The organism is Streptomyces racemochromogenes (assembly GCF_039535215.1).
Classification (GTDB): domain Bacteria; phylum Actinomycetota; class Actinomycetes; order Streptomycetales; family Streptomycetaceae; genus Streptomyces; species Streptomyces racemochromogenes.
Window position 1 is genome coordinate 4,847,917 of record NZ_BAAAWT010000001.1, and the last position, 25,079, is coordinate 4,872,995.

The 25,079-nt window shown below is 74.3% G+C and carries 22 protein-coding genes and 1 riboswitch; of the genes, 7 read left to right on the forward strand and 15 right to left on the reverse strand.

Annotated features, from left to right (window positions below; translation table 11 throughout):
- Positions 1-112: 112 nt before the first annotated feature.
- From ABD973_RS22330 to ABD973_RS22340, 3 genes are all read right to left on the reverse strand, one after another.
- Positions 113-727 (reverse strand): DedA family protein, encoded by a 615-nt coding sequence (locus tag ABD973_RS22330; RefSeq protein WP_345501717.1) that lies wholly within the window; start codon positions 725-727, stop codon positions 113-115.
- 103 nt (positions 728-830) lie between these two features.
- Entirely contained in the window at positions 831-2,492 is a 1,662-nt protein-coding gene (locus ABD973_RS22335) for an alkaline phosphatase D family protein (protein WP_125821019.1), read from the reverse strand.
- Positions 2,493-2,590: 98 nt separating this feature from the next.
- On the reverse strand, positions 2,591-3,265 hold the full coding sequence (locus ABD973_RS22340) for an HNH endonuclease family protein (protein WP_125821018.1): 675 nt from the start codon (positions 3,263-3,265) through the stop codon (positions 2,591-2,593).
- 548 nt (positions 3,266-3,813) lie between these two features.
- On the opposite strand from ABD973_RS22340, the gene ABD973_RS22345 reads away from it, so the two are divergent.
- On the forward strand, positions 3,814-4,395 hold the full coding sequence (locus ABD973_RS22345) for a TMEM165/GDT1 family protein (RefSeq protein ID WP_007263871.1): 582 nt from the start codon (positions 3,814-3,816) through the stop codon (positions 4,393-4,395).
- Between the two features lie 194 nt (positions 4,396-4,589).
- Here ABD973_RS22345 and ABD973_RS22350 read toward each other — a convergent pair whose 3' ends face one another.
- Positions 4,590-5,288, reverse strand: coding sequence for an HAD-IA family hydrolase (locus tag ABD973_RS22350; protein ID WP_125821017.1), 699 nt, complete (start codon positions 5,286-5,288; stop codon positions 4,590-4,592).
- Positions 5,289-5,420: 132 nt separating this feature from the next.
- Complete coding sequence (locus ABD973_RS22355; protein ID WP_125821016.1) at positions 5,421-6,230, reverse strand: peptidoglycan-binding protein; 810 nt, start codon at positions 6,228-6,230, stop codon at positions 5,421-5,423.
- A 46-nt stretch (positions 6,231-6,276) separates the two neighbouring features.
- Between ABD973_RS22355 and ABD973_RS22360 the strand changes: the two genes are divergently transcribed.
- Both ABD973_RS22360 and ABD973_RS22365 read left to right on the forward strand, forming a co-directional pair.
- Positions 6,277-6,441 (forward strand): hypothetical protein, encoded by a 165-nt coding sequence (locus ABD973_RS22360; protein ID WP_164720884.1) that lies wholly within the window; start codon positions 6,277-6,279, stop codon positions 6,439-6,441.
- A gap of 949 nt (positions 6,442-7,390) precedes the next feature.
- Complete coding sequence (locus tag ABD973_RS22365; RefSeq protein WP_125821015.1) at positions 7,391-9,439, forward strand: MFS transporter; 2,049 nt, start codon at positions 7,391-7,393, stop codon at positions 9,437-9,439.
- Here the strand turns inward: ABD973_RS22365 and ABD973_RS22370 are convergent.
- Positions 9,436-9,981 (reverse strand): GNAT family N-acetyltransferase, encoded by a 546-nt coding sequence (locus ABD973_RS22370; RefSeq protein WP_386381737.1) that lies wholly within the window; start codon positions 9,979-9,981, stop codon positions 9,436-9,438. The two genes, ABD973_RS22365 and ABD973_RS22370, sit on opposite strands and share 4 nt — an antisense overlap.
- Before the next feature lie 106 nt (positions 9,982-10,087).
- Here ABD973_RS22370 and ABD973_RS22375 point away from each other — a divergent pair, with 106 nt between their 5' ends.
- Positions 10,088-10,483, forward strand: coding sequence for a nuclear transport factor 2 family protein (locus ABD973_RS22375; RefSeq protein WP_345501721.1), 396 nt, complete (start codon positions 10,088-10,090; stop codon positions 10,481-10,483).
- Between the two features lie 119 nt (positions 10,484-10,602).
- Here ABD973_RS22375 and ABD973_RS22380 read toward each other — a convergent pair whose 3' ends face one another.
- Positions 10,603-10,941: an antibiotic biosynthesis monooxygenase family protein gene (locus tag ABD973_RS22380; RefSeq protein ID WP_345501723.1), complete on the reverse strand. Its 339-nt coding sequence runs from the start codon at positions 10,939-10,941 to the stop codon at positions 10,603-10,605.
- A gap of 288 nt (positions 10,942-11,229) precedes the next feature.
- Here ABD973_RS22380 and ABD973_RS22385 point away from each other — a divergent pair, with 288 nt between their 5' ends.
- Complete coding sequence (locus ABD973_RS22385) at positions 11,230-13,272, forward strand: bifunctional glycosyltransferase 87/phosphatase PAP2 family protein (protein ID WP_125821010.1); 2,043 nt, start codon at positions 11,230-11,232, stop codon at positions 13,270-13,272.
- 107 nt (positions 13,273-13,379) lie between these two features.
- On the opposite strand, the gene ABD973_RS22390 is transcribed toward ABD973_RS22385, so the two are convergent.
- A complete protein-coding gene (locus ABD973_RS22390; RefSeq protein WP_241253223.1) occupies positions 13,380-14,315 on the reverse strand; it encodes a GlxA family transcriptional regulator in 936 nt (311 codons plus the stop codon).
- Positions 14,316-14,423: 108 nt separating this feature from the next.
- Here ABD973_RS22390 and ABD973_RS22395 point away from each other — a divergent pair, with 108 nt between their 5' ends.
- Positions 14,424-14,945 (forward strand): PaaI family thioesterase, encoded by a 522-nt coding sequence (locus tag ABD973_RS22395; RefSeq protein ID WP_125603841.1) that lies wholly within the window; start codon positions 14,424-14,426, stop codon positions 14,943-14,945.
- Positions 14,946-15,227: 282 nt separating this feature from the next.
- Here ABD973_RS22395 and ABD973_RS22400 read toward each other — a convergent pair whose 3' ends face one another.
- Positions 15,228-16,472, reverse strand: coding sequence for a cytochrome P450 (locus ABD973_RS22400; protein WP_125821008.1), 1,245 nt, complete (start codon positions 16,470-16,472; stop codon positions 15,228-15,230).
- Positions 16,473-16,737: 265 nt separating this feature from the next.
- On the opposite strand from ABD973_RS22400, the gene ABD973_RS22405 reads away from it, so the two are divergent.
- Positions 16,738-17,907, forward strand: a complete 1,170-nt coding sequence (locus ABD973_RS22405) for a steroid 3-ketoacyl-CoA thiolase (protein WP_125603843.1) — start codon at positions 16,738-16,740, stop codon at positions 17,905-17,907.
- Positions 17,908-18,027: 120 nt separating this feature from the next.
- Here the strand turns inward: ABD973_RS22405 and ABD973_RS22410 are convergent, their stop codons facing one another.
- From ABD973_RS22410 to ABD973_RS22435, 6 genes are all read right to left on the reverse strand, one after another.
- Positions 18,028-18,432, reverse strand: coding sequence for an aggregation-promoting factor C-terminal-like domain-containing protein (locus ABD973_RS22410; protein ID WP_468621963.1), 405 nt, complete (start codon positions 18,430-18,432; stop codon positions 18,028-18,030).
- Between the two features lie 317 nt (positions 18,433-18,749).
- Positions 18,750-19,604 (reverse strand): ECF transporter S component, encoded by an 855-nt coding sequence (locus ABD973_RS22415; protein ID WP_345501730.1) that lies wholly within the window; start codon positions 19,602-19,604, stop codon positions 18,750-18,752.
- 11 nt (positions 19,605-19,615) lie between these two features.
- Positions 19,616-21,655 (reverse strand): ABC transporter ATP-binding protein, encoded by a 2,040-nt coding sequence (locus tag ABD973_RS22420; protein WP_345501731.1) that lies wholly within the window; start codon positions 21,653-21,655, stop codon positions 19,616-19,618.
- Entirely contained in the window at positions 21,652-22,875 is a 1,224-nt protein-coding gene (locus tag ABD973_RS22425; RefSeq protein WP_345501733.1) for an energy-coupling factor transporter transmembrane component T family protein, read from the reverse strand. Before ABD973_RS22425 ends, ABD973_RS22420 begins: the two co-directional genes overlap by 4 nt.
- Positions 22,872-23,621: an SCO2322 family protein gene (locus tag ABD973_RS22430; RefSeq protein ID WP_386381728.1), complete on the reverse strand. Its 750-nt coding sequence runs from the start codon at positions 23,619-23,621 to the stop codon at positions 22,872-22,874. The genes ABD973_RS22425 and ABD973_RS22430 overlap by 4 nt, the downstream gene beginning before the upstream one ends.
- Positions 23,618-24,856, reverse strand: a complete 1,239-nt coding sequence (locus ABD973_RS22435) for an SCO2321 family membrane protein (RefSeq protein ID WP_125821004.1) — start codon at positions 24,854-24,856, stop codon at positions 23,618-23,620. The genes ABD973_RS22430 and ABD973_RS22435 overlap by 4 nt, the downstream gene beginning before the upstream one ends.
- 131 nt (positions 24,857-24,987) lie before the next feature.
- Positions 24,988-25,064: riboswitch (cobalamin riboswitch) on the reverse strand.
- Positions 25,065-25,079: the final 15 nt, after the last annotated feature.

Consider the following 25,079-nt stretch of genomic DNA (forward strand, 5'->3'; position numbering starts at 1 on the left):
GTCGCGCCGTTCTCCGGACGCTAGAAGCCCGGGGGTGGGGCGGCGATCGGTGCCGGGTGAACGGGTGACCGGGCTGCTCCCTCCGGGGGACGTGAGGCGCCCCGCCGGTGTGTCACGCCGGCGCCGGGTCCGGGGAAGGGCGGCGCACGAGGTAGGCGGCCAGGGAGCCGCCCGCGAACAGGGCGACCGTGGAGACCGCGGTGCCGAGCCAGGCCGTACCGCCCAGCCACTGGGTGCCGAACCAGCCCAGCGACACGCTGTAGCTTGCCCAGCTCATGCCCGCCAGCACCGACCAGGGCAGGAACTCCGTCACCTTCCGCCGGGTCCGGCCCGCCCCCAGGGAGACCACCGAGCGGCCGGCCGGGGCGAAGCGGGCGAGGACCACCAGTGCGCCGCCGCCCCGCGCCAGGGCGGTGCCCAGGCGTTCCTGTGCCCGGGTCAGCCGGCGCGAGCGGGCGACGGCACGGTCCAGCCGGGCACCGCCGCGCCGGGCCAGCCGGTACGCCGCCATGTCACCCAGCACCGAGGCCGTCGCGGCGACCACCAGCAGCAGCCGGATGTCCGGGACCTCCGCCGACGGGCCGGTGGCCGCCGACGCGGCCGCGGCGGCGCTGATCACCAGCATTCCGCTCGGCAGCACCGGCAGGAACACGTCGAGCAGCACCGACACCGCCACCGCGGCGTAGATCCAGGGGCTCGCGGTCAACGACCCCAGAGTCTCAAGCAAAGCGGGACTCCCCCGTCCGAGGCGCCGCGTCGTCGCGGGGAGCGGCAGGGGCGGCTGACAGCCATACAGCGTACGCCCGCCACCGCTGCGGCGGCGGGCCGCCCTACTCCGCGGCGGTGAGTTCCCGGTCCAGCACCGTCACCAGTCGGGCCCCCGGGCGGCCCGACCGGGCCTGGTCCAGCCGCAGCCGGGCGCTCCGGCCCGCCAGCGCCAGCGTCATCAGCTGGTTGCCGAACCACGGGCCGCCCGTACGCCGCCAGGTCACCGGCGGCCGGCCCGTCCGGCCGTGCCGGGAGAAGCCGCGCCCCAGCCACCGGCCCAGCCGCGACCAGCCCAGCCGGAACCCCCACTTCACCGCCGTGTGGATGGAGTTGTGCACGGGGGAACAGGTCAGCTGGAACACCCTCGCGGTGCTGGGTATTCGGGGCTCGGCCACGTACGCGTGATGGACGTCCCCGGACAGTACGCACACCGTCGCGGGGGCCTTCGGGCCGGTGCCCACCTCCTCGATCAGGTCGCTCAGGGCGGCGAACGAGGCCGGGAACGCCGCCCAGTGCTCCAGATCGCTGCGCCGCCGCAGGTCCTCCCCGATCCGCGCCCACCGAGGCCCGCGCTCGCCCCGGCAGAGCGCGGCGTTCCACACCTCCGCGTCATGGATCAACGGCGGCATCAGCCACGGCAGGGAGGACCCGATCAGCAGGTGGTCGTAATCCCCGTGCCCCTCCAGGGCGTTCTCCCGGAGCCAGAGCTGCTCGGCCGGGTCGAGCATGGCCCGGCCGTCCTCGGCGAGCACCCGGGCCGCCCGGGTGTCCACCATCAGCAGCCGCGTCCGGCCGAAGTCCCGCCGGTAACTCCAGCGCGCCGAAGCCGGGTCGGCGTCCGCCCCGGCCGCGAAGGCGCGCAGCGCGTCGGTGCCGTCCGGGGTGGCGCGTACGGCAGCGTAGAGCGCGTCCGCCGCGAGTTCGGCGGGGGAGAGGTTGCCCAGGTGCTGGTACACCCAGTACGACATCAGCCCACTGAGCACCCGCTCCGGCCACCAGGCCGTCGCCCGCATCTCCGCCAGCCAGGACGCGCTGGTGTTCCAGTCGTCTATGACGTCGTGGTCGTCGAATACGTGCAGGCTGGGGACGGTGGAGAGGAGCCAGCGGATCTCGGGGTCGAGCCAGGATTCGTAGTACAGCCGGGTGTACTCCTCGTAGTCCGCGACCTGCGCGCCCGGTGCCTCCCGCAGGTCGCGGCGGGCGGCGAGCCACGCGCGGGTCTCCCGCGAGAGGTGGTCGGCGTAGACCTGGTCGCCGAGCAGCAGCAGGACGTCCGGACGGACCTCGGCTGGGTCGCGGGCCAGCCGCGCCGCGAGGGTGTCGAGGGCGTCGGCCCCGTGCGGTCCGCGGCGGTCGGCGGGCGGCGCCGCCTGCCGGCAGGAGCCGAAGGTGACGCGCAGTCCGGGCGAGGGCCGTCCGGGGCGGCCGCCGACGGCGGGCGTGGTGATGGTGCTCGGCGGGAAGCCGCCGCCGGTCTGCGGCCAGACGAGGACCCCGTCGAGCAGTACCTCGTACGCCGTGGCCGTGCCCGGTGTCAGGCCGGTGACCGGCACCAGCGCGTAGTGGTGGCCGGAGATCTGGAAGGTGCGGGCGCTGCCGCCGGATCCGTCGGCGCACCGCACCTCGGCGGTGCACGGGCGGTCCGCCTCGACCCATATCGTGGCGGAGTCGCCCGTGTCCCAGTCGACGTGTCGCAGCAGTGGTCCCAGTCGCAGCCCGGCCATCCAATTCCCCCTCCTCGGAAGCCCTTTCGATCACGGTACGGGGCGGAGTGGGGGCCGGCCTCCCCCTCGCGGGGGATAGGCAGGGTGAAAACTCGGCGTCAGCAGCCGTTCAGGACGTTCACCAGGGCGGTCTTCTCCCCGGAGTCCATCTTCAGGCCCCAGTACTGCTTCACCTGGACCCACATGCGGGCGTACGTACAGCGGTACGCGGTGCGCGGCGGCAGCCACTTGCCGGGGTCGAGGTCGCCCTTGGCCTGGTTGACGTTGTCCGTGACCGCGATGAGCTGGGGCCGCGTCAGGTCGTTGGCGAACTGCTGGCGCTGGGCGGTGGTCCAGGAGTTGGCGCCCGAGCGCCATGCCTCGGCGAGCGGCACCATGTGGTCGATGTCGATGTCGGAAGCGGCGGTCCAGGTGGCCCCGTCGTACTCCGAGTACCAGCTGCCGCTGACGGCGGCGCAGGAGGAGTCGGTCACGACGTTGACGCCGTCGCGCTTGAGGACCGTCTCGCGGGTGTTGCAGGTCCCGGAGACCGTGCTCCAGTGCGGGAACTGGGCGCGGCTGTAGCCGGTGAGGGAGCCCTCGGCGGCGGGGGTGACCGTGGCGAGGTAGGAGCGGGCCTCGGCGGCGCTGATGGGGGCGGGCGGGGAGGCCAGGGCGGCCGGGGCGTTCACCAGCGAGGTGAGGGAGGCGAGGGCGACGGCGGACGCGAGGACGCCGGCGCGCCCGATGCGACGCGCGTAGACGGAGGGCGTGCGGGTGGTTATGAGGGCCATGGAGGGCTCCCTGGTGCGGGGGGTGGTGGCCGTGCGGACCCCGGCGGGGCGCGGCCATGGTGGCGGCGCCAGATGTCGCTGGGACGGGCACCAGGTGACAGATTGCCGACATGGGCACGTCACATCAAGGCAATCAATGCCCCGGATTCAAAGGGAAGTTGAGATTCCGGCTCTCGGGGCGGAGGTGGACCGGCGGTGGAGCGGAGCTGGAGTGGGGCCAAGCTCACATAACGGACGCCTTCGTCCCGCGGGCGCCGTCACGTACCCTGGACGGAGCAGAAGGGGAGTAGCTCTTCGCCGGACCGTCGACATACTGCTGGGTCACCCAGCCGGCGCCCGGAGGCAGGCCGCGTCAGCGGTCGGCCAGCGAGACCTTCGGCCGCAGTGCCCTGTCCATGTGGTGCGGCGCGTGCGACGCATGCTGATGCGTGGCGCGTGACGTGTTCACGCCTCCCAGGGCGCCGCTGAGCCGAAGCGACCCCTGAAACACCCCAGGTCTCTCGGTCCCACGGCGTCCTGCCCGACCGACCGATCGAGGTTTTCACCCCGTGTTCAGCTTCACCGTCCTCGCGATCGCCTTCGGCGTCGTCTTCCTGGCCGAACTCCCCGACAAGACGGCCCTCGCCGGCCTGATGCTCGGCACCCGCTACCGAGCCTCCTACGTCTTCGCGGGCGTCGCCGCCGCCTTCGCCGTGCACGTCGCGCTCGCCATCGCCGCGGGCAGCGTGCTCACGCTCCTGCCGCACCGGCTTGTCCAGGCCGTCGTCGGCGTCCTCTTCCTCGCGGGCGCGGCCATGCTGCTCCTGAAGAAGAACGACGAGGACGAGGAGGTCAAGCCGCCCGCCGACCAGTCCTTCTGGAAGGTCTCGGGGGCCGGCTTCATGCTGATCCTCGTGGCCGAGTTCGGTGACCTCACCCAGATCATGACGGCGAACCTCGCGGCCCGGTACGACAACCCGCTCTCCGTCGGCCTCGGCGCGGTGCTGGCGCTCTGGGCGGTCGCCGGCATCGGCATCCTGGGCGGGCGGACGCTCATGAAGTACGTACCGCTGCGGCTGATCACGAAGGTCGCGGCGGCCGTCATGGCGGCACTGGCCGCGTTCTCGCTGTACGAGGCCATCGCGGGCTGACCCGGCCGGGTCCCGGCGGGGGCGGGGGCGGGGCGGCGGGCTGGCCGGCGCCGTCCGCGCCGTGCCAGGGGGGCGGGCGGTCCGCGTCAGGGGGCGGGCCCGCCGTTCCGCATCAGGTGGGCGGGTTACGGCGTCCCCTGCGAGGCCCCGGCCGGGACGAGCGCCGTGCGCCGGTCCTGAGGCAGAGGGTCTGTCTAGGCGGGCTGGGTGAGGGTGAGGCGGAGGGTGCCGTCGGCGGCGGGGGCGACGCGGACCGCGGTGAGGTCCGGGACGTGGGCCGTCGGGCCGTGCTCGGCGGCGCGGGGGCCTATGCCGATCACGCGCATGCCGGCCGCCAGGCCCGCCGCGATACCGGCGCCGGAGTCCTCGAAGACGACGCAGCCGGCCGGGTCCACGCCCAGCTCGGCGGCGCCCTTGAGGAAGCCCTCGGGGTCGGGCTTGCTGGCCCCGACGGACTCGGCGGTGACCCGCACCTGCGGCATCGGGAGAGCGGCGGCCGCCATCCGGGCCTCGGCCAGGGCGGCGTCGGCCGAGGTCACCAGCGCGTGGGGCAGGCCCGCGAGCGACGCCATGAACTCCGGGGCGCCCGCGACGGGGACCACGCCGTCGGTGTCGGCGGTCTCGCGCGCCAGCATCACCGCGTTCTCGGCGTGGTTCAGCTCCATCGGGCGCTCGGGCAGCAGGATCGCCATCGTGGCGTAGCCCTGGCGGCCGTGGACCACCTTCAGGGCCTCCTGCGGGTCCAGCCCGTGCTCCAGCGCCCACTCCCGCCAGCAGCGTTCTACCACCGCGTCGGAGTTGACGATGGTCCCGTCCATGTCCAGGAGCAGTGCCCGGGCGGTGAGGACGGTGGAGGACTCGGGGGTGGTGGTCGTGGTGGTGCTGGCCGGCATCGGCGGGGCTCCAGACGGGCGGCTAAAGAGAACAAGCGGTTCCGTCCACCGGTCAGGGATTGCGGACGGAACCACTTTGTTTCTTCACGATACAAAACCCGGCGGGGTGCGCGCCACCGTGGGGCGAGTGACCTATCCCTCCAGGGCGCGGCGGGTCGCCGGGCCGTAGACGCCGAACTCGTCGTCGTACACGTCGTGCTCCATCTGGAAGCTCGCCACCGCCCCCTCCACGCTGCGGCCGTACCGGCCGTCGACCCTGCCCCGGTACATGCCGCGCTCCGACAGCAGCCGCTGGAGCTTCTCCACCTCGGGCCCCGAGTCACCGCGGCGCAGCGTCGCGGCCTGTACGGGCTTCGCCGGGGCGGTGGGGCTCGGGGCGCGGCTCGTCCCCGCCGACGCGGAGGGGGAGGGCGAGGCCGAGCGGGACGCGCTGGGGGAGGCGGACGCGGACGCCGAGCGGGAGGCGCTTGCCGAGGGGGAGGGCGAGGCCGGTGCGGAGGAACTCGCCGTCGGGGCGGACGGCGCCTCCGACGGGCCGGCCGGGGCGGACTCGGTCACGGGCGACGACGGCTTGGGATCCACCAGTGCGGCGTCGTGCCCGTCGGACCCCGTGAACATCACCAGGGCCAGGGCCACCGCGCCGACGGCCACCGCCGCACCGGCCGCGGCCAGCAGCGGCAGCCGCCGGGAGCGCGGCGGCTGCCCGGCGCCGCCGCCGCGCCGGCGCGGCGGGACGGCCCGCAGCTGCACCGTCTGCTCCGTCGGCGGTACTGGTACGGGCGCGGGTGTTCCGAACGCCGGGGTGACGGGGTCTTCGGCCGGCGGTCCGGCCGGGACGGGCGCCAGTATGGCGGTCGGGGCCTCGTCACCGTCGGACGCGGGCAGACCGGCCGACCCCGGCGGGATGTCGGCTACGGGTGCCGGTCCGCCGGGCTGAGCCATCCACGGCCCTGCCGGGCCCTGCGGGGCGTCGGCTACGGGTGTCGCAGTGCCCGGCGGGGGCGTTGGCAGACCGGACTGGGGCGCCCAGGGCTCCGTCAGGGCCGTCTGGCTGTCGGCCGGGGCCGCGAAGGCGTCCGCGGGGGCTGCGGCCATGGGCGTCGGGCCGCCCGGCTGGGCCGCCCAGGACTCCGCCGAGGCCGCCATGCCGTGAGCCGGGGCCGCGAAGGCTCCTGTCGGGGCTGTCGGGGCTGTCGGGTTCTGCGGGGCATCGGCCAGGGGCGTCGGAGTGCCCGGCGGAGATGTCGGGACGCCCGGCTGGCCTGCCCAGGACTCGTCCGGCGCGGCGAAGGCTCCCGTCGGGCCCTGTGGGGCTTCGGTCGCAGGCCTCGGGCTGCCCGGCGGGGGTGTGGGGGCGGCGGGCTGGGGAGCCCAGAATTCCGGCGGGGGCGCCGTGCCGTCGGCCGGGGGCGAGGAGGCTCTCACCGGGGCCGCGAAGCTTTCCGCGGGGCCCGCCGGCGGAGCTGCCGACGGGCCGCCCGGGGTTACCGGGCCCGCCGGGCTGCTTGTGGCTGCTCCGGCCGGGGGCGCCGTGCCGTCGGCCGGCGCCGAGGAGGCTCCCACCGGGGCCGCGAAGCTTCCCGGGGGGCCAGCCGACGGGCCGCCCGGGGTCGCCGAACCCGCCGGGCTGCCTGGGGCGGCCCCCGCCGGGGTCGCCGGGCCCGCGAAGCTTCCCGTCGGGGTCGGTGGGGCCGCGAAGCTTCCCGTCGGGGTCGGTGGGGCCGCGAAGCTTCCCGGTGGGGACGTCGGGGGCTCCGCGTGGGCCGGGTTCGGGGGGAGGGTGGGGAAGGGGGTGGTGGGGGGTGCGTTCGGTGGGGTCAGGGCGCCCAGGACCGGTTGGGGTGGCGGGGGGCTCTGGTCGGGTTCCGGCATGGCCACGTACGGGCGGATGCGCAGAGGGTTGAATCCCACGCCCCGCCCACACTCGCAGCCGACGCCCACGGCGTCGCATTCCGGACAGCGCTCTGCGCTCACTGGGTACCCCTCCCTGGACACTGCCAGCGATTATGCAGACCCCTTTGGCCCCACCCAACCCTTCCGAGAGGCCATAACCGGACACACCGCTCAGGATGGAGATGTTGATCCTGCCTGAGGAGGTGCCGATGGCTCAGGACGTGACCGCGTCGGCCGTGGACCCGAAGCCCGCCGCCGAGCACGCCTCACGCGAGGTGCTCGTCTCGATCGGGGCGCTGCTGCTCGGCCTGCTGATCTCCGCACTCGACCAGACCATCGTCTCCACCGCCCTCCCCACGATCGTCAGCGACCTCGGCGGCATGGAGCACCTGTCCTGGGTGGTCACCGCGTACATGCTGGCGTCCACCGCCGCGACACCCCTGTGGGGCAAGCTCGGCGACCAGTACGGGCGCAAGAAGCTCTTCCAGGCCGCCATCGTCATCTTCCTCATCGGGTCCGCCCTCTGCGGCCTCGCCCAGAACATGCCCCAGCTCATCGGCTACCGGGCCCTGCAGGGCCTCGGCGGCGGCGGACTGATGGTGTTGTCGATGGCGATCGTCGGCGACATCGTCCCGCCCCGCGAACGCGGCAAGTACCAGGGGCTCTTCGGCGCCGTCTTCGGTGCGACCAGTGTGCTCGGGCCCCTGCTGGGCGGCCTGTTCGTGGACCACCTCTCCTGGCGCTGGGTCTTCTACATCAACCTCCCCATCGGTCTCGTCGCGCTCGTCGTCATCGCCGCCGCCCTGCACATCCCGGTCCGCTCCTCCCGGCACACCATCGACTACCTCGGCACCTTCCTCATCGCCTCCGTCGCCACCTGCCTCGTGCTCGTCGCGTCCCTCGGCGGCACCTGGGGCTGGGGCTCGACCCGGATCATCGGGCTGGCGGTCCTCGGGGCCGTCCTCCTCGTCGCCTTCCTCCTCGTCGAGCGGCGCGCCGCCGAACCCGTCCTGCCGCTGGGGCTGTTCCGGATCCGCACCTTCACCCTCTGCTCGGTGATCAGCTTCGTCATCGGCTTCGCCATGTTCGGCGCGATGGTCTACCTGCCGACCTTCCTCCAGGTCGTGCGGGGCGTCTCACCGACCATGTCGGGCGTCCACATGCTGCCGATGGTGTTCGGCCTGCTGATCGCCTCCACCCTCTCGGGGCAGATCGTCAGCCGCACGGGCCGCTGGAAGGTGTTCCCGATCGCCGGCACGGCCGTCACCGCCGTCGGCCTCCTGCTCCTGCACCAGCTGGAGCGCACCAGCTCCGACTGGGAGACGAGCGCCTACTTCTTCGTCTTCGGCGTGGGCCTCGGACTGGTCATGCAGGTGCTCGTCCTCGTCGTGCAGAACGCGGTCAGCTACGCCGACCTCGGGGTCGCCACCTCCGGTGCCACCTTCTTCCGCTCCATCGGCGCCTCCTTCGGCGTCGCCATCTTCGGCACGGTCTTCACCAACCGGCTGGGCGACAAGCTGGACGCCGCCCTCGCCGGAGTCCCGCTGCCGCCCACCGCGACGCCCGCCCGGCTGGAGGCCGATCCCCGGGCCATCGGCGCGCTCCCGCCCGCACTGCGCCCCAGGGTGCTGGACGCCTACTCCTCCGCGATCACCGACGTCTTCCTCTACGCGGTGCCCGTGGTCCTGGTCGCCTTCGTCATCTCCTGGTTCCTGAAGGAGGACAAGCTCCGCGCGTCCGTCACCGCGCCCGATGTGACGGAGACCCTCGCCTCCAACCCCGTGCACCGCTCCTCGCACGAGGAGGTGGCCCGCGCGCTGTCCCTGCTCGGCACTCGCGAAGGCCGCCGCCACGTCTACGAGAAGATCACCGCGAAGGCCGGCTACGACCTGCTGCCCGCCGCCAGCTGGCTGCTGCTGCGGATCAACAAGTACGGCTCCGTCGAACCGGCCGTACTGGCGGAGCGCACCGCCATCCCGCTCAAGATCGTCACGGACGCCGCCCGCCAGACCGAGGAGCGCGGATTGGCCACCCGGGACGGGCTCGGGCTCGTCCTCACCACCCGGGGCAGGGAGGTGGCGGGCAGGCTCGCGCAGGCGCGGCAGGAGTCCCTGGCCGAGCTGCTCGGCGACTGGTGGGGTCCCGACCGGCCCACCGACCTCATCAAGCTGGTCGAGGAACTCAACCGGGAGCTCTGCGGATCCGACGCCGAGGAGCCCTACGACGCCCTGCCCCGCCGGGACCACTCCGCTCGCTAGGACGCGGATGCCACGGGGTCGAGGGTCTTCTCGAACCAGTGCTGGGCGTACGGCCCGGAGTTGTACGCCGGTATCTCCCGGTACCCGTGGCGCGCGTACAGGGCGCGGGCCTCCACAAGGTCCGAACGGGTGTCCAGGCGCATCCGCGTGGCGCCCAGCCCGCGGGCGGCCTCCTCCAGCGCGGCCAGCAGGGCCGCCCCGCCGCCGGTGCCGCGGGCGCGCTGGTCCACGTACACCCTGGTCAGCTCGGCGGTGGCGGGGTCGAGCAGGCGTATGCCGCCGCACGCGAGCGGCCGCCCGTCGAGCCGGCCGACCACGAACTGCCCCGTCGGCGGCAGGAGCTCGTCGGCCGGGAAGTCCAGCATCCCCTGGTCGATCTCGGCCTCGGTGACGGACCGTTTCCAGTACCGCCCGGCGACCTCCGCGTAGTAGGCCCGCCGCAGCACCGTCGCGTCCGGGGTGGTGAAGGGCTCGGCCACCACCTCCCACCTGCTGTTCCCTGGGGGCGTGGCACCTGTCGTCATGATCGTGTTTCTGTCCATGGCGTCATTGTCCGACGCCTCCCTGATGGCCCGCGTGGAATATCCACAGGCACGGGCCGATGATGAGGAAAGACGTAAATCGCACAAACGGAGGGTGTGAACCGTCATGTCGGAGCATCCGGACTGTGCCCTGATCCGCCGCGGCTACGAGGCCTTCGGCAAGGGCGACATGGAGACCCTGGGCACGCTGATGACGGCCGACGTCATCCACCACGTGCCCGGCAACAGCATGCTCTCGGGGCACCACAAGGGCCGGGAGGCCGTCCTCGATCTCTACCGCCGCTTCGGGGAGGAGACCAACGGCACCTTCCGGGTCCGCCTGGAGAACGTCATGGTGGACGGCCGCGGCCACGCGATGTCCGTGCACGTCGCCCAGGGCGACCGCGGCGACCGGGGCATCGAGATCCACGAAGGGCTCTTCTTCACCATCGTCGGAGGCAAGATCACCGACATCGACCAGTGCACCCAGGACATCGACGAGAGCGACGCCTTCTGGGCCTGAGACGGCCTGAGACGGCCTGAGACGGCCGGAGGGCGGCCCGAGGCGGCCTGAGAAGACGAAGGGGGCCCGGGGCGAAGCGCCCCGGGCCCCCTCCGCGCACCTCGCACCGACCGGAGGCGTCAGGCCTTCTTCGGCGCCGCCTGCTGTACGACCTCGAACGACCACACCTGCGACCCGGAAGCCGCCGGCTTCGGCCGCTCACCGCCGGCGCCGCCCGCGCCGCCGCCCTGGTGCGCCGCCTTCATCGGACCCTCCATCCACGCCTGGAAGTCCTCCTCGGACCGCCACCGGGTGTACACGAGGTACTGGTCCGTACCCTCGATCGGCCGCAGCAGCTCGAACCACTCGAACCCGTCCGAACCCTCCACGGCGCCCGCCCGCGAGGCGAACCGCCGCTCCAGCAGCTCCCGCTGCTCGTCCGGGACGGTCAGCACGTTGATCTTCACGATGCTCGGCACGTGGCACCTCTCAGGAAACACAGGCCGGGCACTGCACCTAGCCTTGATCACGTACGTGCAGTCTCCTCTATCCGCCAGTCAAAGCGTCGTGAGGACGACTCCCGGGCGCCCCCGATGGCGCAGCGCCGGATCACGCATGCGTCGATGTTCACGGTCTTCACGATGCTCATGCCCGCCATCCCCGGGATCCCGCCCGGGATATCGTCGTCCCGGTAAGGGAACGGGGCACGACGCGCGGCAGCCAGGCGGAGCGACACCGGCGGTCGACAGGGCGGAGGGCGGCGGGGCGTGGCTGATGCGGTGGAGCGCGGTGGTGCCGGGGGGCATGCCGGGGTCATAGGCGGTGGCGGCCGGCTCGGGGCGGTGCGGATCCTGCTGTGGGCGCTCGCCGCGGTCCTCGGCGTCCGACAGGCGGCCGCGGTGCTGCGCGTGCCGCCCGGCGAGTGGCTCAGCGGCCTCGACCTCCCCGGAAGCCTGCCCGGACCGCTCTACGGCGCCGGGCAGTTCACCGGAACCCCCTTCGCCGGCCTCGTCCTCAAACCGCTCGCCGGCCTCGCCGCCCCTTCCCTGGAGGTGGCCTGGACCTGCGTGACGCTGCTCCTCGTCGCCGGCGTCGGCCTCGTCGCCGCTCGGGCCCTCCCCGACCCCGTGCCCCGCCGCACCGCGCTGCTCGCCGCGCCCGCGCTGGTCGCGCTGATGATGGCCTCCCTCCCCGTCCGCGAGGCCGCCTCCCCCGGGCAGACCGCCGTGCTGCCCGTCCTACTGGTGCTCCTCGCCGTGTTCCGGGTCCCCGGCGGCCGCCCCGCCGGCTTCCTCGCCGGCCTCGCCGCCGCCCTCCAGCCCGCGCTGCTGCTCTTCACCCCGCTGCTCTGGCTCACCGGCCGCCGCCCGGCCGCCCGGGCCGCCGCCGTGACCTTCGCCGGAGCCACCGTGCTGTCCTGGGCCTCGCTGCCGCGCGACTCGTGGACGTACTGGGTCGAGTACCTCGCCGGCACCGGCCTCGGCGCCGCCCCCGACGCCCTCGCCAACCAGTCCCTGCACGGCGCCCTCCTGCGCCTCGGCCTCAGCGGCCCCGGCGAGATCGCCCTCGCCCTCGCGCTCGCCGCCGCCGTCGCGTGGACCGGCCTGCGCCGCGCCGTCCGCTACGCCCGCGACGGCCAGCTGCTCCTCGCCGTCGCCGTCACCGGCTGCGTCGCCGTCGCCGTGTCCCCGGCCGGCTGGCGCCACCAGCTGCTGTGGGTGCTCCTCGCCGTGGCCGGCAAGGTGGGCACGCGCGCCGCCGACCGCCGGGTGTGGCCCGTCGCCGTCGTGCTGGCCATGAGCCTGCCGAGCGCCGTACTGCTGCCCAACCTGGCCGCGCTGGCCCCCGTACGCGACAACGTGCTGCTCCTCGCGGCCCTCGCGGCGGCCTGCGCCGTGCCGTTCCTGCCGCGCTCCTCCCCGTACTGGCGCCGGCCCGTACCCACCGCCTACGCCGAGCCGGCCGACGCGCGCTGGTCCCGGATCCCGCTGCTGCCGTTCTGGCGGCGGGTGCGCTCGCGCCCCAACCTGCTGCTGGAACTGCTGCTGATACGGGTCGGCTACTCGATCTACTCGCACATCCGCGCCGCGGCCCCCACCAGCCGTTCCCTCGCCGAGGGCAACGGCGGCCAGATCCTCGGGATCGAGCGGACGCTCGGCATCGACATCGAACGCGCCGTCAACCGTGCGGTGGTGGACACGCCCTGGCTGGAGGCCTTCTTCAACTTCTACTACACCTCCTTCCACTTCGTCGTCCCGCTCACCATCCTCGCCGTCCTGTACTGGCGCCGCCCCGCCGACTACCGCTGGGCGCGCGCCTCCCTCGGGCTGGCCACCGTCCTGGCGCTGGCGGGCTTCTGGCTGTACCCGCTCGCGCCGCCGCGCCTGATGCCGGGCCTCGGCTTCGTCGACACCGTGCACGGGGTCCAGGACCTGGCCAACCCCTCCTACGGGGCGATGACCGCGATCTCCAACCAGTACGCGGCGATGCCCTCGCTGCACTTCGGCTGGTCCCTGTGGTGCGGGACCGTGATCGTGGTCCTCGCGCCCAGGGGGTGGCAGAAGCTGCTCGGCGCCCTCCACCCGCTGATCACGGTCTGCGCGATCGTCGCCACCGCCAACCACTGGGTGCTGGACGCGGTCGGCGGTGCGGCCGTCGTCTCCGTCGGCTTCGGGCTGGTCCACGTGCTGTCCGGACCGCGCGGGCTGAAGGCGGCCGTCCCCGGCCAGCGCCGGACCACCGAGGACGCGGACGAGGCCGCTGACGCCCTGGATCCCGTACGCACCCCCGCGCGCTCGGGACGCCGGTAGCGCGGGCCCGGCCGTAACGCGGGCCGGCCGTAACGCGGGCCGGCCGTAACGCGGGGCGGCCGTAGCGCGGGCCCGCCCCCGAGCGTCCGCCCCGGCCGCCGGGGTTCCTACGCCCGTCCCCGGCGCAGCAGCGCGCGCAGCGGGCCGGGGCTCTCGTACCCGACCCGGCGGGCGACCGCGGCGAGCGGCAGCGCGGTGGTGCGCAGCAGGTGCTCGGCCTGCTCGACCCGCAGGTCCTGGACCAGGCGGATCGGGGAACGGCCCAGGGTGCGGGCCATGGTGCGCTGGAGGGTGCGCTCGCTGACGCCGAGGTCGCGCGCCGCGTCGGCGATGGACAGGGGCTCCTCGATGCGGGCGCGCACCCACCGTTCGAAGGCGGCGACCAGCGGCTCGTGCCGGGCCATGGCGCCGGTGATCATGTACGCGGCCTGCGAGGCCCGGTCGTCGACCACCAGGTAGTGCCGCACCAGGTCCGCCAGGGCCGGGCTGCGCCCGGCGACGAGGGAGAGCGCGAGGTCGAGGTGGCTGAAGGCGGCGCCGGCCGTGGTGACCCCGTCCGAGGTGGTCACCATCCGGGTCTCCTCCAGCGTCACCCGCCGGTAGCGCTCGCGGAACACCGGGGCGAGCCACCAGCTCGTCGTGGCCCGGAGCCCGTCCAGGACTCCGGACTCGGCGAGCAGGAAGGTGCCGGTGCAGGAGGAGGCGAGCGGGGTGCGCCGCTCGCGGGCCTCGGCCAGGATCCGGCGGGCCGTGCGCTGCCCGGGTGCGGCGACGGCCTCCAGCAGCGCGGAGGGGCGGCGTTCCACCAGGGCGGGCAGGACGAGGAGCCCGGCGTCCTCCGCCTCGCGGGCGGGCTCGGTGTCGATGCGGTGGCCCAGCCCGCTGCGGACGTGCCGGCGCACGCCGACCGTGCGGATGTCGAAGGCGGGCGGGGCGGCTCCGGGGAGCTCGCGGCGCAGGGCGTTGGCGGTGTGCAGCACGTCCAGGACGGCCGAGATCCCGGAGTCGAAGACCCCGTCGAGGGCCAGTACGGCGACTTTCACCGGCCCAGGGTAGCTCCGGGACCCGGGCCGCCGGGGTGTCGGAATCGATCCGCAAGCTGCCGGATCCGACACTCCCGGGCGGGTGGCGCCCCGCCTGGGGTCGATGGCATGACCACGTATCGCACCACCGCCCCCGAGGGCCTGCGCAGCCGTACCCACACCTGGGAGCCGAGGCCCGCGGCCACGCCGGAGATCCTGGGCATGAGCGGCCTGGAGATCCTCCGGGCGGCGCTGAAGGGCACCCTGCCGGCCGCCTCGATGATGAGCACCCTGGGCTTCCGGCTCACCGAGGTCGAGGAGGGCTCCGTCGTCTTCGAGGGGGACCCCGGCGACCACCTGCTGAACCCGATGGGCACGGTCCACGGCGGTTTCCTGGCGACCCTGCTGGACTCGGCGCTCGGTTCGGCCGTGATGACCCGGCTGCCGGCGGGCACCGCCTACACCACCGTCCAGCTGGGGGTCCACATGATCCGCCCGGTCCTGGCGGACACCCCCGCCCTGCGCTGCGAGGGCACGGCCCTGCACGTCGGCCGTACCACCGCGACCGCCGAGGCCCGGGTCGTCGGCACGCACGACGGCAAGCTCTACGCCCACGGGACGACGACCTGCGCGGTCCTGCGACCCGCCTGACGGAGGGGCACGCGACCTGGAGGGGGCGGGCATTGGCCGAAGGAACGCCGGGGCATGGTGTCCCCGGCGCCCCTTCGGTGGATCGTCGCGTCCTGTCAGGATCGGCCAGGTCGCGGGATTCCGCCACTCGGGCGAACACCGCACCGGCGGACGGCGTAGCGGTGTACCGGCGGACGGCGCGGCGGCACACCGGCGGACGGCAGGGGCCGGGGCGTGGGTGTGGCGGCCCCTGCCGCACCGGTTCACGGGCGGGCTCGCGCCGGCCCGCGGTTCGTGGGTCCGTCAGCCGGCGCTGACCCGGAGCTCCTTGATGCCGTTGAGCCAGGCCGCGCGGAGCCGCCGGGGTCCGTCCGAGGCGGCGCGCAGGTCGGGCAGGGCGTCGGCCAGGGCGTTGAAGATCAGGTCGATCTCCAGGATCGCCAGGGACTTGCCGAGGCAGAAGTGCGGGCCCCCGCCGCCGAAGCCGAGGTGGGGGTTCGGGTCGCGGGTGATGTCGAAGGCGTCCGGGTCCTCGAAGACCTCGGGGTCGTGGTTGGCGGAGGAGTAGAAGAGCCCCACCCGGTCGCCGGCCTTGATCTTCTGGCCGCCGAGTTCGGTGTCCCGGGTGGCGGTCCGCTGGAAGGACACCACGGGCGTGGCCCAGCGCACGATCTCCTCGGCGGCGGTCGACGGCCGGGTCGCCTTGTACAGCTCCCACTGCTCGGGGTGGGTGAGGAAGGCGTGCATGCCGTGGCTGATGGCGTTGCGGGTGGTCTCGTTGCCCGCGACCGCCAGCAGCAGCACGAAGAGGCCGAACTCGTCGGAGCGCAGGTTGCCCTCGCCCTCCGCCGCCACCAGCTGCGTGACGATGTCCTTGGCCGGGCACTCCTTGCGCTCGGCGGCGAGGTTCATCGCGTAGCCGATGAGTTCCACGGCCGCGTTGGAGCCGGCCTCCTCGGTGATCGCGTACTCGGGGTCGTCGTACGCGATCATTTTGTTCGACCAGTCGAAGATGCGGGAGCGGTCCTCCTGCGGTACGCCGATGAGTTCGGCGATCGCCTGGAGCGGGAGTTCGCACGCCACCTGCGTGACGAAGTCGAACGAGCCGTCCGCGGAGGCCTCCCGGGCCTCCTCCACGATCTTCCGGGCTCGGTCGCGCAGCGCCTGCTCCAGGCCGCGGATCGCGCGCGGGGTGAAGCCGCGCTGCACGATCTGGCGTACGCGGGTGTGCTCCGGCGGATCCATGTTCAGCATGATCAGGCGCTGGGCATCTATCTGTTCGCGCTGGATGTGCTCGTTGAAGCGGATGATCGCCGTGTTGGTGGTGGAGGAGAACAGCTCCGGGTGCGTGGAGACGTACTTGACGTCCGCGTGCCGGGTGACGGCCCAGTAGCCCTCGTCGTCGAATCCGGTGACGCCCCGCCGCTGCGGGCACCACCACACGGGCGCGGTCTGCCGCAGCTGAGCGAACTCCGGGAAGGGGACGCGGTCCTGGAGGATGTCGGGGTCGGTGGCGTCGAAGCCTTCGGGCAGCGCGGGACAGGGCATCGGGCGACTCCAAGGTCTGACAAGGGTCTGACGGCCCATCAGATGTTGGCTTGAAGGTAGTAACGAGTTCTAGAAGTCACAAGGGCTCCCGCGTCAACTGTTGCGTGTGGAATCCGTGGAAGCCGCGTGCAAGACCCTTGCGTGCCGGGCGCCGAGGTCATAAGACTGCGGGGGAGAAGTAGAACGCGTACTAGTTCGCGCGGGGCAGTCGCCGGACGGCCCGCCACGCCGGCGCTGTGCAGAGTGTGCAGGAGAGGACGAGCTCATGGCCGCGGAACCCGTCATCGTCGAAGCCGTACGCACCCCCATCGGGAAACGCGGGGGAGCCCTGGCCAACCTCCATCCCGCCTACCTCCTCGGCGAGACCTACCGCGAACTCCTGGCCCGAACCGGAATCCAGCCCGACTGCGTCGAGCAGATCGTCGGCGGCACCGTCACCCACGCCGGCGAACAGTCCATGAACCCCGCCCGCAACGCCTGGCTCGCCATGGGACTCCCGTACGAGACCGCCGCGACCACCGTCGACTGCCAGTGCGGCAGCTCCCAGCAGGCCAACCACATGGTCGCCAACATGGTCTCCGGCGGCGTCATCGACATCGGCATCGCCTGCGGGGTCGAGGCCATGAGCCGCGTCCCGCTCGGATCCGGCTCCAAGCACGGCCCTGGCAAGCCCTTCCCGGACGAGTGGAACGTCGACCTCCCCAACCAGTTCGAGGCCGCCGAGCGGATCGCCCGGCACCGGGGCCTGACCCGCGAGGACGTCGACCGGCTCGGCGTGCTCTCGCAGGAGCGGGCCGCCACCGCCTGGGCCGAGGAGCGCTTCAAGCGCGAGACCTTCGCCGTCCAGGTGCCGACGACGGAGGAGGAGCAGGCCGCGGGGCAGGGCATGTGGCGGCTGGTCGACCGGGACGAGGGGCTGCGCGACACCAGCATGGAGGGCCTGGCCCGGCTGAAGCCGGTCATGCCGACGGCCGTGCACACCGCCGGGAACTCCTCCCAGATATCCGACGGCGCCGCCGCCGTGATGTGGGCCTCGCGCAAGATGGCCCGCGCGCTCAAGCTCAGGCCGCGCGCCCGGATCGTCGCCCAGGCGCTGGTGGGCTCCGACCCGCACTTCCACCTGGACGGCCCGATCGACGCCACCCGGGCCGTGCTGGGCAAGGCCGGGATGTCCCTCAAGGACATCGACCTCGTCGAGATCAACGAGGCCTTCGCCTCCGTCGTCCTCAGCTGGGCGCAGGTCTTCGGCCAGGACCTGGAGAAGGTCAACGTGAACGGCGGCGGCATCGCCCTCGGCCACCCCGTCGGCGCCACCGGCGCCCGGCTGATCACCACCGCGCTGCACGAGCTGGAGCGGCGCGACAAGGAATTCGCGCTGATCACCATGTGCGCGGGCGGCGCGCTGGCGACCGGCACGATCATCCAGCGCCTGTGAGCACCGCTCCGGGCGCCCGCTGAACCCCCTGGGATGGGATGGGCGGAAGGCCCCGGTGGCCGGCCTGGGGAGGCCGGCCACCGGGGCCTTCACACGTCTGCTGCTGTGGTGCCCGCCGGTCTAGTACCAGTGGTTGGCCTGCCAGAAGTTCCAGGCCGCGACGGGGCTGCCGTAGCGCTCGTTCATGTAGTCCAGGCCCCACTTGATCTGGGTGGCCGGGTTGGTCTTCCAGTCCGAGCCCGCGGAGGACATCTTCGACGCGGGCAGCGCCTGGACCAGGCCGTAGGCGCCGGAGGAGGAGTTCGTGGCGGTGTAGTCCCAGCCGCTCTCGTGCGTGACGATCTTGTCGAAGGCGGCGAACTGGGCCGGGTCCTTGATCATCTGCTGGGCGATCGCCTTGGCGCCCGTCGGAGCCGCCTGCGCCGGAACGGCGGCGAGCACGGAACCCGCGACACCCAGGGCGAGCACGGAACCGGCCAGAGCCTTCTTCGAAGCGGCGATGCGGCGGATGACAGCGTTGGACACGGAGGAACCTTCCGACGGGAACAAGGACGGCCGCCGCATGCCGAAGACATGCGTGAACCACTCACACAGGTGGGAGGGGCTCTGCCGGCGGGGGGCTCGCGCCCCGGCCGCCTCGGCGACATCACCCAGTTAGCCAGGCCCCAGACGCCGTGGCAAAGCCGCCACCTACTAGCCGCCCTCGCACACCGGGACCCGCGCCCCGGCCCGAAACGCGGGCGGGAGCGGGCCGGGCGGGCTACTAACCCGGGCCGGATGTGACCTGGGTCCTGTGGGCCGCCTCACCGGCAGACCGCCCGGATGTCACCCCACGTAACCGGTCAGACCCTGTGTGGTGGGTGTCCCGCGTCACTTCCAGCCCCCGAATCGAAGGAAACGGGCGCGTCGAACGCGGCTTTCCGAGTCGCCCTGCGCAGCGCCCTCAGCAGCGTGCCGCCGAGGGTGAGCGTGAGGACGACCGTCAGCGCGGCCCGCCCCAGGTCCCAGCCCACCGAGGTCGCCAGGCAGTACGCGGCGAAGCGCGCCAGGTTCTGCGGCACCGGGTCACCGGGGTGGAAGGAGATCCCCTGCCCCATGCCCTGCAGGAGCACCCAGCCCTGCAGGTTCATGACCGTGCCGTACGCGAAGGAGCCCAGGAACCCGTACGCGGCGAGCATCGCCAGCTCGGCCCGCCCCCGGATCCGCTCCGGCCCCGGCAGCAGCCCGGCACCCAGCGAGAACCAGCCCAGGGCCAGCATCTGGAACGGCATCCACGGCCCGACCCCGCCCGTGAGCAGCGCGGACGCGAACATCGTGACGGAGCCGAGGACGAAGCCGAAGCCGGGGCCGAGGACACGGCCGCTGAGCACCATCAGGAAGAACATGGGCTCCAGGCCGGCCGTGCCCGCGCCCAGCGGCCGCAGCGCCGCCCCCACCGCGGCGAGCACCCCGAGCATGGCGACGGCCTTGGAGTCCATGCCGTTGTCGGCGATGGTCGCGATGACCACGGCGACGAGGAGGGGGAGCAGCGCGGCGAACAGCCACGGGGCGTCCTGGGAGTGGGCCAGGCCGGACTGGCGGTCGGCGAGCAGGGGCCAGCCGAAGGCGGCGATGCCGATGAGGGTGACCAGGACCAGGGCCGCGGCGGCTCGGGGGCCGACGCGGACGGGGCGGGGCGGCGCGGGGGGCTTCGTCACGGGGGGCTTCGTCACGGGGCGGTCTCCAGGGCGGCGGCGACCTGGGACACCGTGAGCCAGTGGCCCGGCGCCAGGACCTTCGCCACCTGGGGCGCGAAGGCGGGCGAGGAGACGACGACCTCGGCCGTCGGACCGTCCGCGACGATCTCCCCGCCCGCCAGGACGACCACCCGGTGGGCCAGCTCGGCGGCCAGCTCCACGTCGTGCGTCGCCAGGACGATGGCGTGGCCCTCGGCGGCGAGTCCGCGCAGGGTCGCCACCAGGCGGGCCTTGGCCGCGTAGTCCAGACCGCGGGTCGGCTCGTCGAGGAGGAGCAGGGCCGGGCGGGCCGTCAGCACCAGGGCCAGGGCCAGGGTCAGGCGCTGCCCCTCGGACAGGTCCCGGGGGTGGGTGTCGTCCGGCACCCCGGGCAGCAGGTCGCCGACCAGGGCCCGGCAGGTCCCGGGGGCCGCCCCGGCGTCGGCGTCGGCCGCGGCGCACTCGGCGGCGACGGTGTCAGCGTAGAGGAGGTCGCGCGGCTCCTGCGGCACCAGGCCGACCCGGCGGACCATCTCCGGGGGCGGGGTGCGGTGCGGGGTGCGGCCGCCGACGGTCACCTGGCCGGTGGAGGGGGCCAGGGTGCCGGTGAGTGCGGCGAGGAGGGTGGACTTGCCGGCGCCGTTGCGGCCCATGAGGGCGACGGTCTCGCCGGGGGCCACCTGGAGGGTGACGTCGTGCAGGACCTCGGTGCGGGCGCGGCGCACGCCGAGGTTCCTCGCGGAGGCGGCGGTACGGCAGGCCTCCGCCGGGGTGGCGGGGCCGGCGTCCGCGCCCGGCTCCGGACGGCGTCCGGCCAGTCGGCGGAGCCGGGCGAGGAGGCCGCCGGTGGCGCTGCCCGCCGGTGCCGGGGCCGCGGGGGCCGCTGCGCGGGGCTGGTCCCCTACCCGCCCTTCGCCCGTTCCCCGGGCTGCGCCCGGACCCCTCCTGGGGGCTCCGCCCCCAGACCCCCGCGCCTCAAACGCCGGCGAGGCTGGAATTTCGCTGCGCGAAATCCAGCCCGCGCGGCGCTTGAGCGCACCGGGCGCGGAGCCCCGGTTGTTCAGCCCCGCCGGCGTTTGAGGCGCGGGGTCAGGGGCGGAGCCCCTGGGAACGGTGGAAGGGCGGGTAGGGGACCCGTCCCGCGCAGCGGCAGTTCCGCAGAGCGGGGCCGGGACGGTCGCCCCCGGCAGGGCCGGCAGGGCCGGCAGGGACGGGACGAGGGACAGGCGGGACCTGAGCGGAGCGGCCTGGCGGCGGGCGTCGCGGATCGAGAGGGGCAGCGGGGTCCAGCCCGCGAGGCGGCCCAGGGAGACCACGGGGGGGTGGACCGGGGAGACGGCCATGATCTCGGCCGGGGTCCCCAGGCGCGGGGGCTCGCCCGGGGACGGGAGGAGCAGGACGCGGTCGGCGTACTGGACCACCCGCTCCAGACGGTGCTCCGCCATCAGCACCGTCGTGCCCAGGTCGTGCACCAGCCGCTGGAGCACCGCCAGTACCTCCTCCGCCGCCGCCGGGTCCAGCGCGGAGGTCGGCTCGTCCAGGACGAGCACCTTCGGGTGCGTCGTCAGGACCGAACCGATCGCCACCCGCTGCTGCTGGCCCCCCGAGAGCGTCGCGATCGGGCGGTCGCGGAGTTCGTTCAGGCCGAGCAGGTCGAGGGTCTCCTCCACCCGGCGCCGCATCACCGCGGGCGGCAGGCCCAGGGACTCCATCCCGTACGCCAGCTCGTCCTCCACCACGTCCGTCACGAAGTGGGACACGGGATCCTGCCCGACCGTGCCCACCACGTCCGCCAGCTCGCGCGGCATGTGCGTACGCGTGTCCCGGCCCGCGACCGTCACCCGCCCGCGCAGCGTCCCGCCCGTGAAGTGCGGGACCAGCCCCGACACCGCCCCCAGCAGGGTCGACTTGCCGACCCCCGACGGGCCGACGAGGAGCGTCAGCTCCCCTTCCGGGAGGGTGAAGTCCGCGTCGCGGAGGGACGGCCGCGCGGCACCGTCGTAGGTCACCGACACCTGCTCGAAGCGGATCAACGGGAGGACTCCTCGGAAGGTACGGGGGCCACGAAGGCCGGGAGCAGGCCGATCAGGACCGCCGCCGCGGGCCACAGCGGCAGTGCGGGCGCGACCAGCGGGACCACGCCCGGCCGCAGCCCCTCCGGATCCACCGAGGCCGCGTGGACCAGCAGCGCCGCGACCGCCGCGCCCGAACCGGCGACCAGCCAGGCCCGCACCCCCCACCGGTCCGGCCGGTACCGGGTGCGGAGGCTGCGCCGGCCGCCGAGGCGCAGCCCCGCGAGGGCCAGCACGAGGCCGATGCCGAGCACGGGCAGCCCGTACGCGGCACCCTCCGCCGCGAGCAGCCCGTACGTGCCGGCGCACATGCCGAGCAGCCCGCCCAGGGTGAGGGCGTTCGTGGTGCGCCGCACGGCCGGCGGGACCTGCGCGGTACGCCCGTAGCCGCGCGCGTCCATCGACGCGGCGACCGCGACGGAACGTTCCAGGGCGCCCTCCAGCACCGGCAGCCCGATCTGGAGGACGGCCTTCACCCCGCCCGTGGGGCGCCCGCGGAGCCGGCGGGCGGTCCGCAGCCGGGCCACGTCCGCGACCATGTTCGGCGCGAACGTCATGGCCACGACGACGGCCACGCCCGCCTCGTAGAGCGCGGCGGGGAGCGACTTCAGCAGCCGCGCCGGATTGGCCAGCGCGTTCGCCGCGCCCACGCAGATCAGCAGGGTCGCCAGCTTCGCGCCGTCGTAGAGGGCGAAGACCAGCTGCTCGGCGGTGACCCGGCCGCCGAACCGGATGCCCTGCGCCCAAGAGGGCAGCGGGACCTCCGGGAGGGTGAACAGGGTGTGCGTGCCGGGGATGGGCGAGCCCAGCAGCATCGAGAAGACCAGCCGCAGCCCGATGACGAACAGGCCGAGCCTGACGAACGCCCCGTAGGAACGCGCCCACGGCGCCTGCGTCCGGCGCGCCGCCACCACGTACCCGGCGACGCCGACGATCAGCCCGAGCAGCAGCGGGTTGGTGGTCCGGGACGCGGCGGTGGCAAGCCCCAGGGCCCACAGCCACCAGGCCCCCGCGTGCAGAGCGTTCCCGCGCCGTGCCTCGGGGGCCCGCCAACGCCTCCGGCGGTCGTACGCCGGCCCGTGCGGGGTACCCGGCCGCCCGGCGGCACCGCGCCCGGCCGGGGATATGGGGGCACGTGCCGCGCCGTGCGTGCCCGCGCCGAGGGTGGGGCGCGGCGTCATCGCCTGCGGCGGCGGGACTGCCAGACGGCGGCGGCGCCCAGGGCGAGGACCGCCGCGACGCCCAGGAACAGGCCGGCCGAGGGGCCGCTGCCCGGGGAGTCCGAGCCGGCGTCCGCGGCTGCCGAAGCCGAAGCCGAAGCCGAAGCGGAAGCAGCGGCCGAGGCCGCTGCCGAAGCGGAAGGCTTCGGCTGTGCCGCGTCCTCGATCGGCTCGCCGCAGCCCGTCTTCGGATAGCCGGAGATCCCGCACAGCAGCGCCGCGCCGTTGTAGCGCAGCGGCTTCGCCACCTCCGCCAGGGCCTCGGCCGCCGTCGCCGCGGGGGCCAACTGCGCACAGGCCGTACGCGGGCTGCCCTGCGGCGGGGCCTCGCCGGCGGGAGCGTCCTCGGGCACGCCGAAGTCGACGACGAGCGCCACCCGCTTCTTCCCCTCCGCCGGAGCGGTGCCGCCGCAGACCGCCTCGAAGTCGGCGGTGGCGCGCGGCCGGGCCGCCTCGGCGGCGGCGTCCTTGCTCACGGAGAAGCGGAACCCGAGCACGGCGCCGTCCGCGGGGCGGGCCGTCGAAGGGCCCTGGGTGGCGTACGCCCAACTGCCGCCCGCACCGTCCCAGAACGACCAGTAGCGGTAGCCGGCCGCCAGGGCGGGGGACGCCGCGAACAGGGCCAGTACGAGGCCCAGCACGGCCAGGACGCCGGTCAGCGCGCCGGCCGTGCGGCGGGCCCGGGTGCGGGTGCGGCGGCGGATCACTGCTGCTTCTTCCTGCGGCCGCTCAGCAGGATGCCGATGCCCATGCCGGCCGCGGCGCCCGCGCCGACGATCCACCAGATGTTCTGGTTGCCGGAGCCCGGCTTCTCCTCGCCCTCCACCTTCTGCGGTTCGGCGTCGGGCGCGACCGGGGCCGGGCCCGTGGCGTTCAGCGCCGCCACCAGGTCGACGCCGCCGAAGGCCTTCGGGTCGGTGCCCGTCGCGTGGGCGGTCAGGACCAGGGTGGCCAGTGCGGCCGGGTTGCGGTTGGCCCACGCGGTGGAGTTCTTCTGCAGCCACTCCAGGGCGCCCGCCGCCGCCTGCCGGTGCCCGGCCGCGGCCAGGGCGATCACGGCGTCGGCGGTGTTGCCTGTGTCGGCCGTGGGCTGGTCGGAGCCCGGGGTGACGGCCGTCAGGTGGCCGTCCTTCTTCAACGCCTCGGCCAGGTAGCCGGCCGCGCCCTGGGCCGCTCCCGCCGGGTCGGCCGGGCCGGCCGGGCAGGCCAGGGCGGCGGCCGGGGTGTCCGTGGCGGCCGGCTCGACGACGATGCCCTTGCCCAGGGCGGCCAGCGCGGCGGCGGCCGTGGCGTCGGCGTTCGCGGCGAGCTTGCCGTCGGCCGGCTGGTACCCGAAGGCGCCCCGGTCGGCGGCCGGCTCGGCGGAGCAGCCGAGCTGGAAGGAGAGCAGGCCGTCGTACGCGGACTTGCCCGCCTTCGACTTCACCTCGGCGGGCTTCTCGCCGGCCGTGGCGAGCGCGCTGATCACGAGGGAGGTGGAGCTGCCCTCGCTGGGCGAGCCGGGCACGTACGCCCAGCCGCCGTCGTCGTTCTGTACGGACTTCAGCCAGTCCGTCGCCTTCTTGACCTGCGCGTCCTTGCCGCCGAGGGCCTTCATGGCCTGCACGGCGACCGCCGTCGCGTTGGTGTCGTACATCGTCTTGTCGTCGCAGGCCGCGCCGGCGTCCGCGCGGAACGAGGCGAAGCCGCCGCCCGCGCACTGCTGGCCGGTGAGCCAGTCCACGGCCTGCGCGGCGGGCTTCAGGCCCACCGTGCGCTGCGCGAGCAGCGCGAGGGACTGGCGCCACACCCCGTCGTACGTCGGGTCGGCCTTGCCGAACAGGCCCGACGGGACGACCGGCGGCGCGGAGGGCGACGGCGTGTCGGCGAGGGCGGCGGGGGCGGCGCCCACGCAGAGCACGGCGGAGGCGGCGAGCGCGGCTGCGCTGCGGCGGACGTTCATGGCGGGGCGGGTGCCTCTCGTACGGGGGGCGGGAGACAGGCACGCGCAGGCACCGGGCTCCGGCTCCGTTTACCTCGACGGTGCCGGCCGCCGGAGGCCCCGGCGGCACGAGCCGCGCACCTCCGGCACGGGGCATTCCGGCTGCCGTCCCGCGTTGTGCGGGCCGGGTCACGGCTGCGGGTCAGCGCCGGATTCGCACCGGCTTCCCCCCATACGGATGTGT

Coding starts and splice junctions, on each gene's coding strand:
- ABD973_RS22365 (WP_125821015.1), top strand. CDS start 7,391: ATGGCTCAGGACGTGACCGCGTCGGCCGTGGACCCGAAGCCCGCCGCC.
- ABD973_RS22350 (WP_125821017.1), bottom strand. CDS start 5,288: ATGCCGGCCAGCACCACCACGACCACCACCCCCGAGTCCTCCACCGTC.
- ABD973_RS22355 (WP_125821016.1), bottom strand. CDS start 6,230: ATGGCTCAGCCCGGCGGACCGGCACCCGTAGCCGACATCCCGCCGGGG.
- ABD973_RS22425 (WP_345501733.1), bottom strand. CDS start 22,875: ATGACGCCGCGCCCCACCCTCGGCGCGGGCACGCACGGCGCGGCACGT.
- ABD973_RS22400 (WP_125821008.1), bottom strand. CDS start 16,472: ATGCCCTGTCCCGCGCTGCCCGAAGGCTTCGACGCCACCGACCCCGAC.
- ABD973_RS22435 (WP_125821004.1), bottom strand. CDS start 24,856: ATGAACGTCCGCCGCAGCGCAGCCGCGCTCGCCGCCTCCGCCGTGCTC.
- ABD973_RS22375 (WP_345501721.1), top strand. CDS start 10,088: ATGTCGGAGCATCCGGACTGTGCCCTGATCCGCCGCGGCTACGAGGCC.
- ABD973_RS22340 (WP_125821018.1), bottom strand. CDS start 3,265: ATGGCCCTCATAACCACCCGCACGCCCTCCGTCTACGCGCGTCGCATC.
- ABD973_RS22405 (WP_125603843.1), top strand. CDS start 16,738: ATGGCCGCGGAACCCGTCATCGTCGAAGCCGTACGCACCCCCATCGGG.
- ABD973_RS22370 (WP_386381737.1), bottom strand. CDS start 9,981: ATGGACAGAAACACGATCATGACGACAGGTGCCACGCCCCCAGGGAAC.
- ABD973_RS22335 (WP_125821019.1), bottom strand. CDS start 2,492: ATGGCCGGGCTGCGACTGGGACCACTGCTGCGACACGTCGACTGGGAC.
- ABD973_RS22395 (WP_125603841.1), top strand. CDS start 14,424: ATGACCACGTATCGCACCACCGCCCCCGAGGGCCTGCGCAGCCGTACC.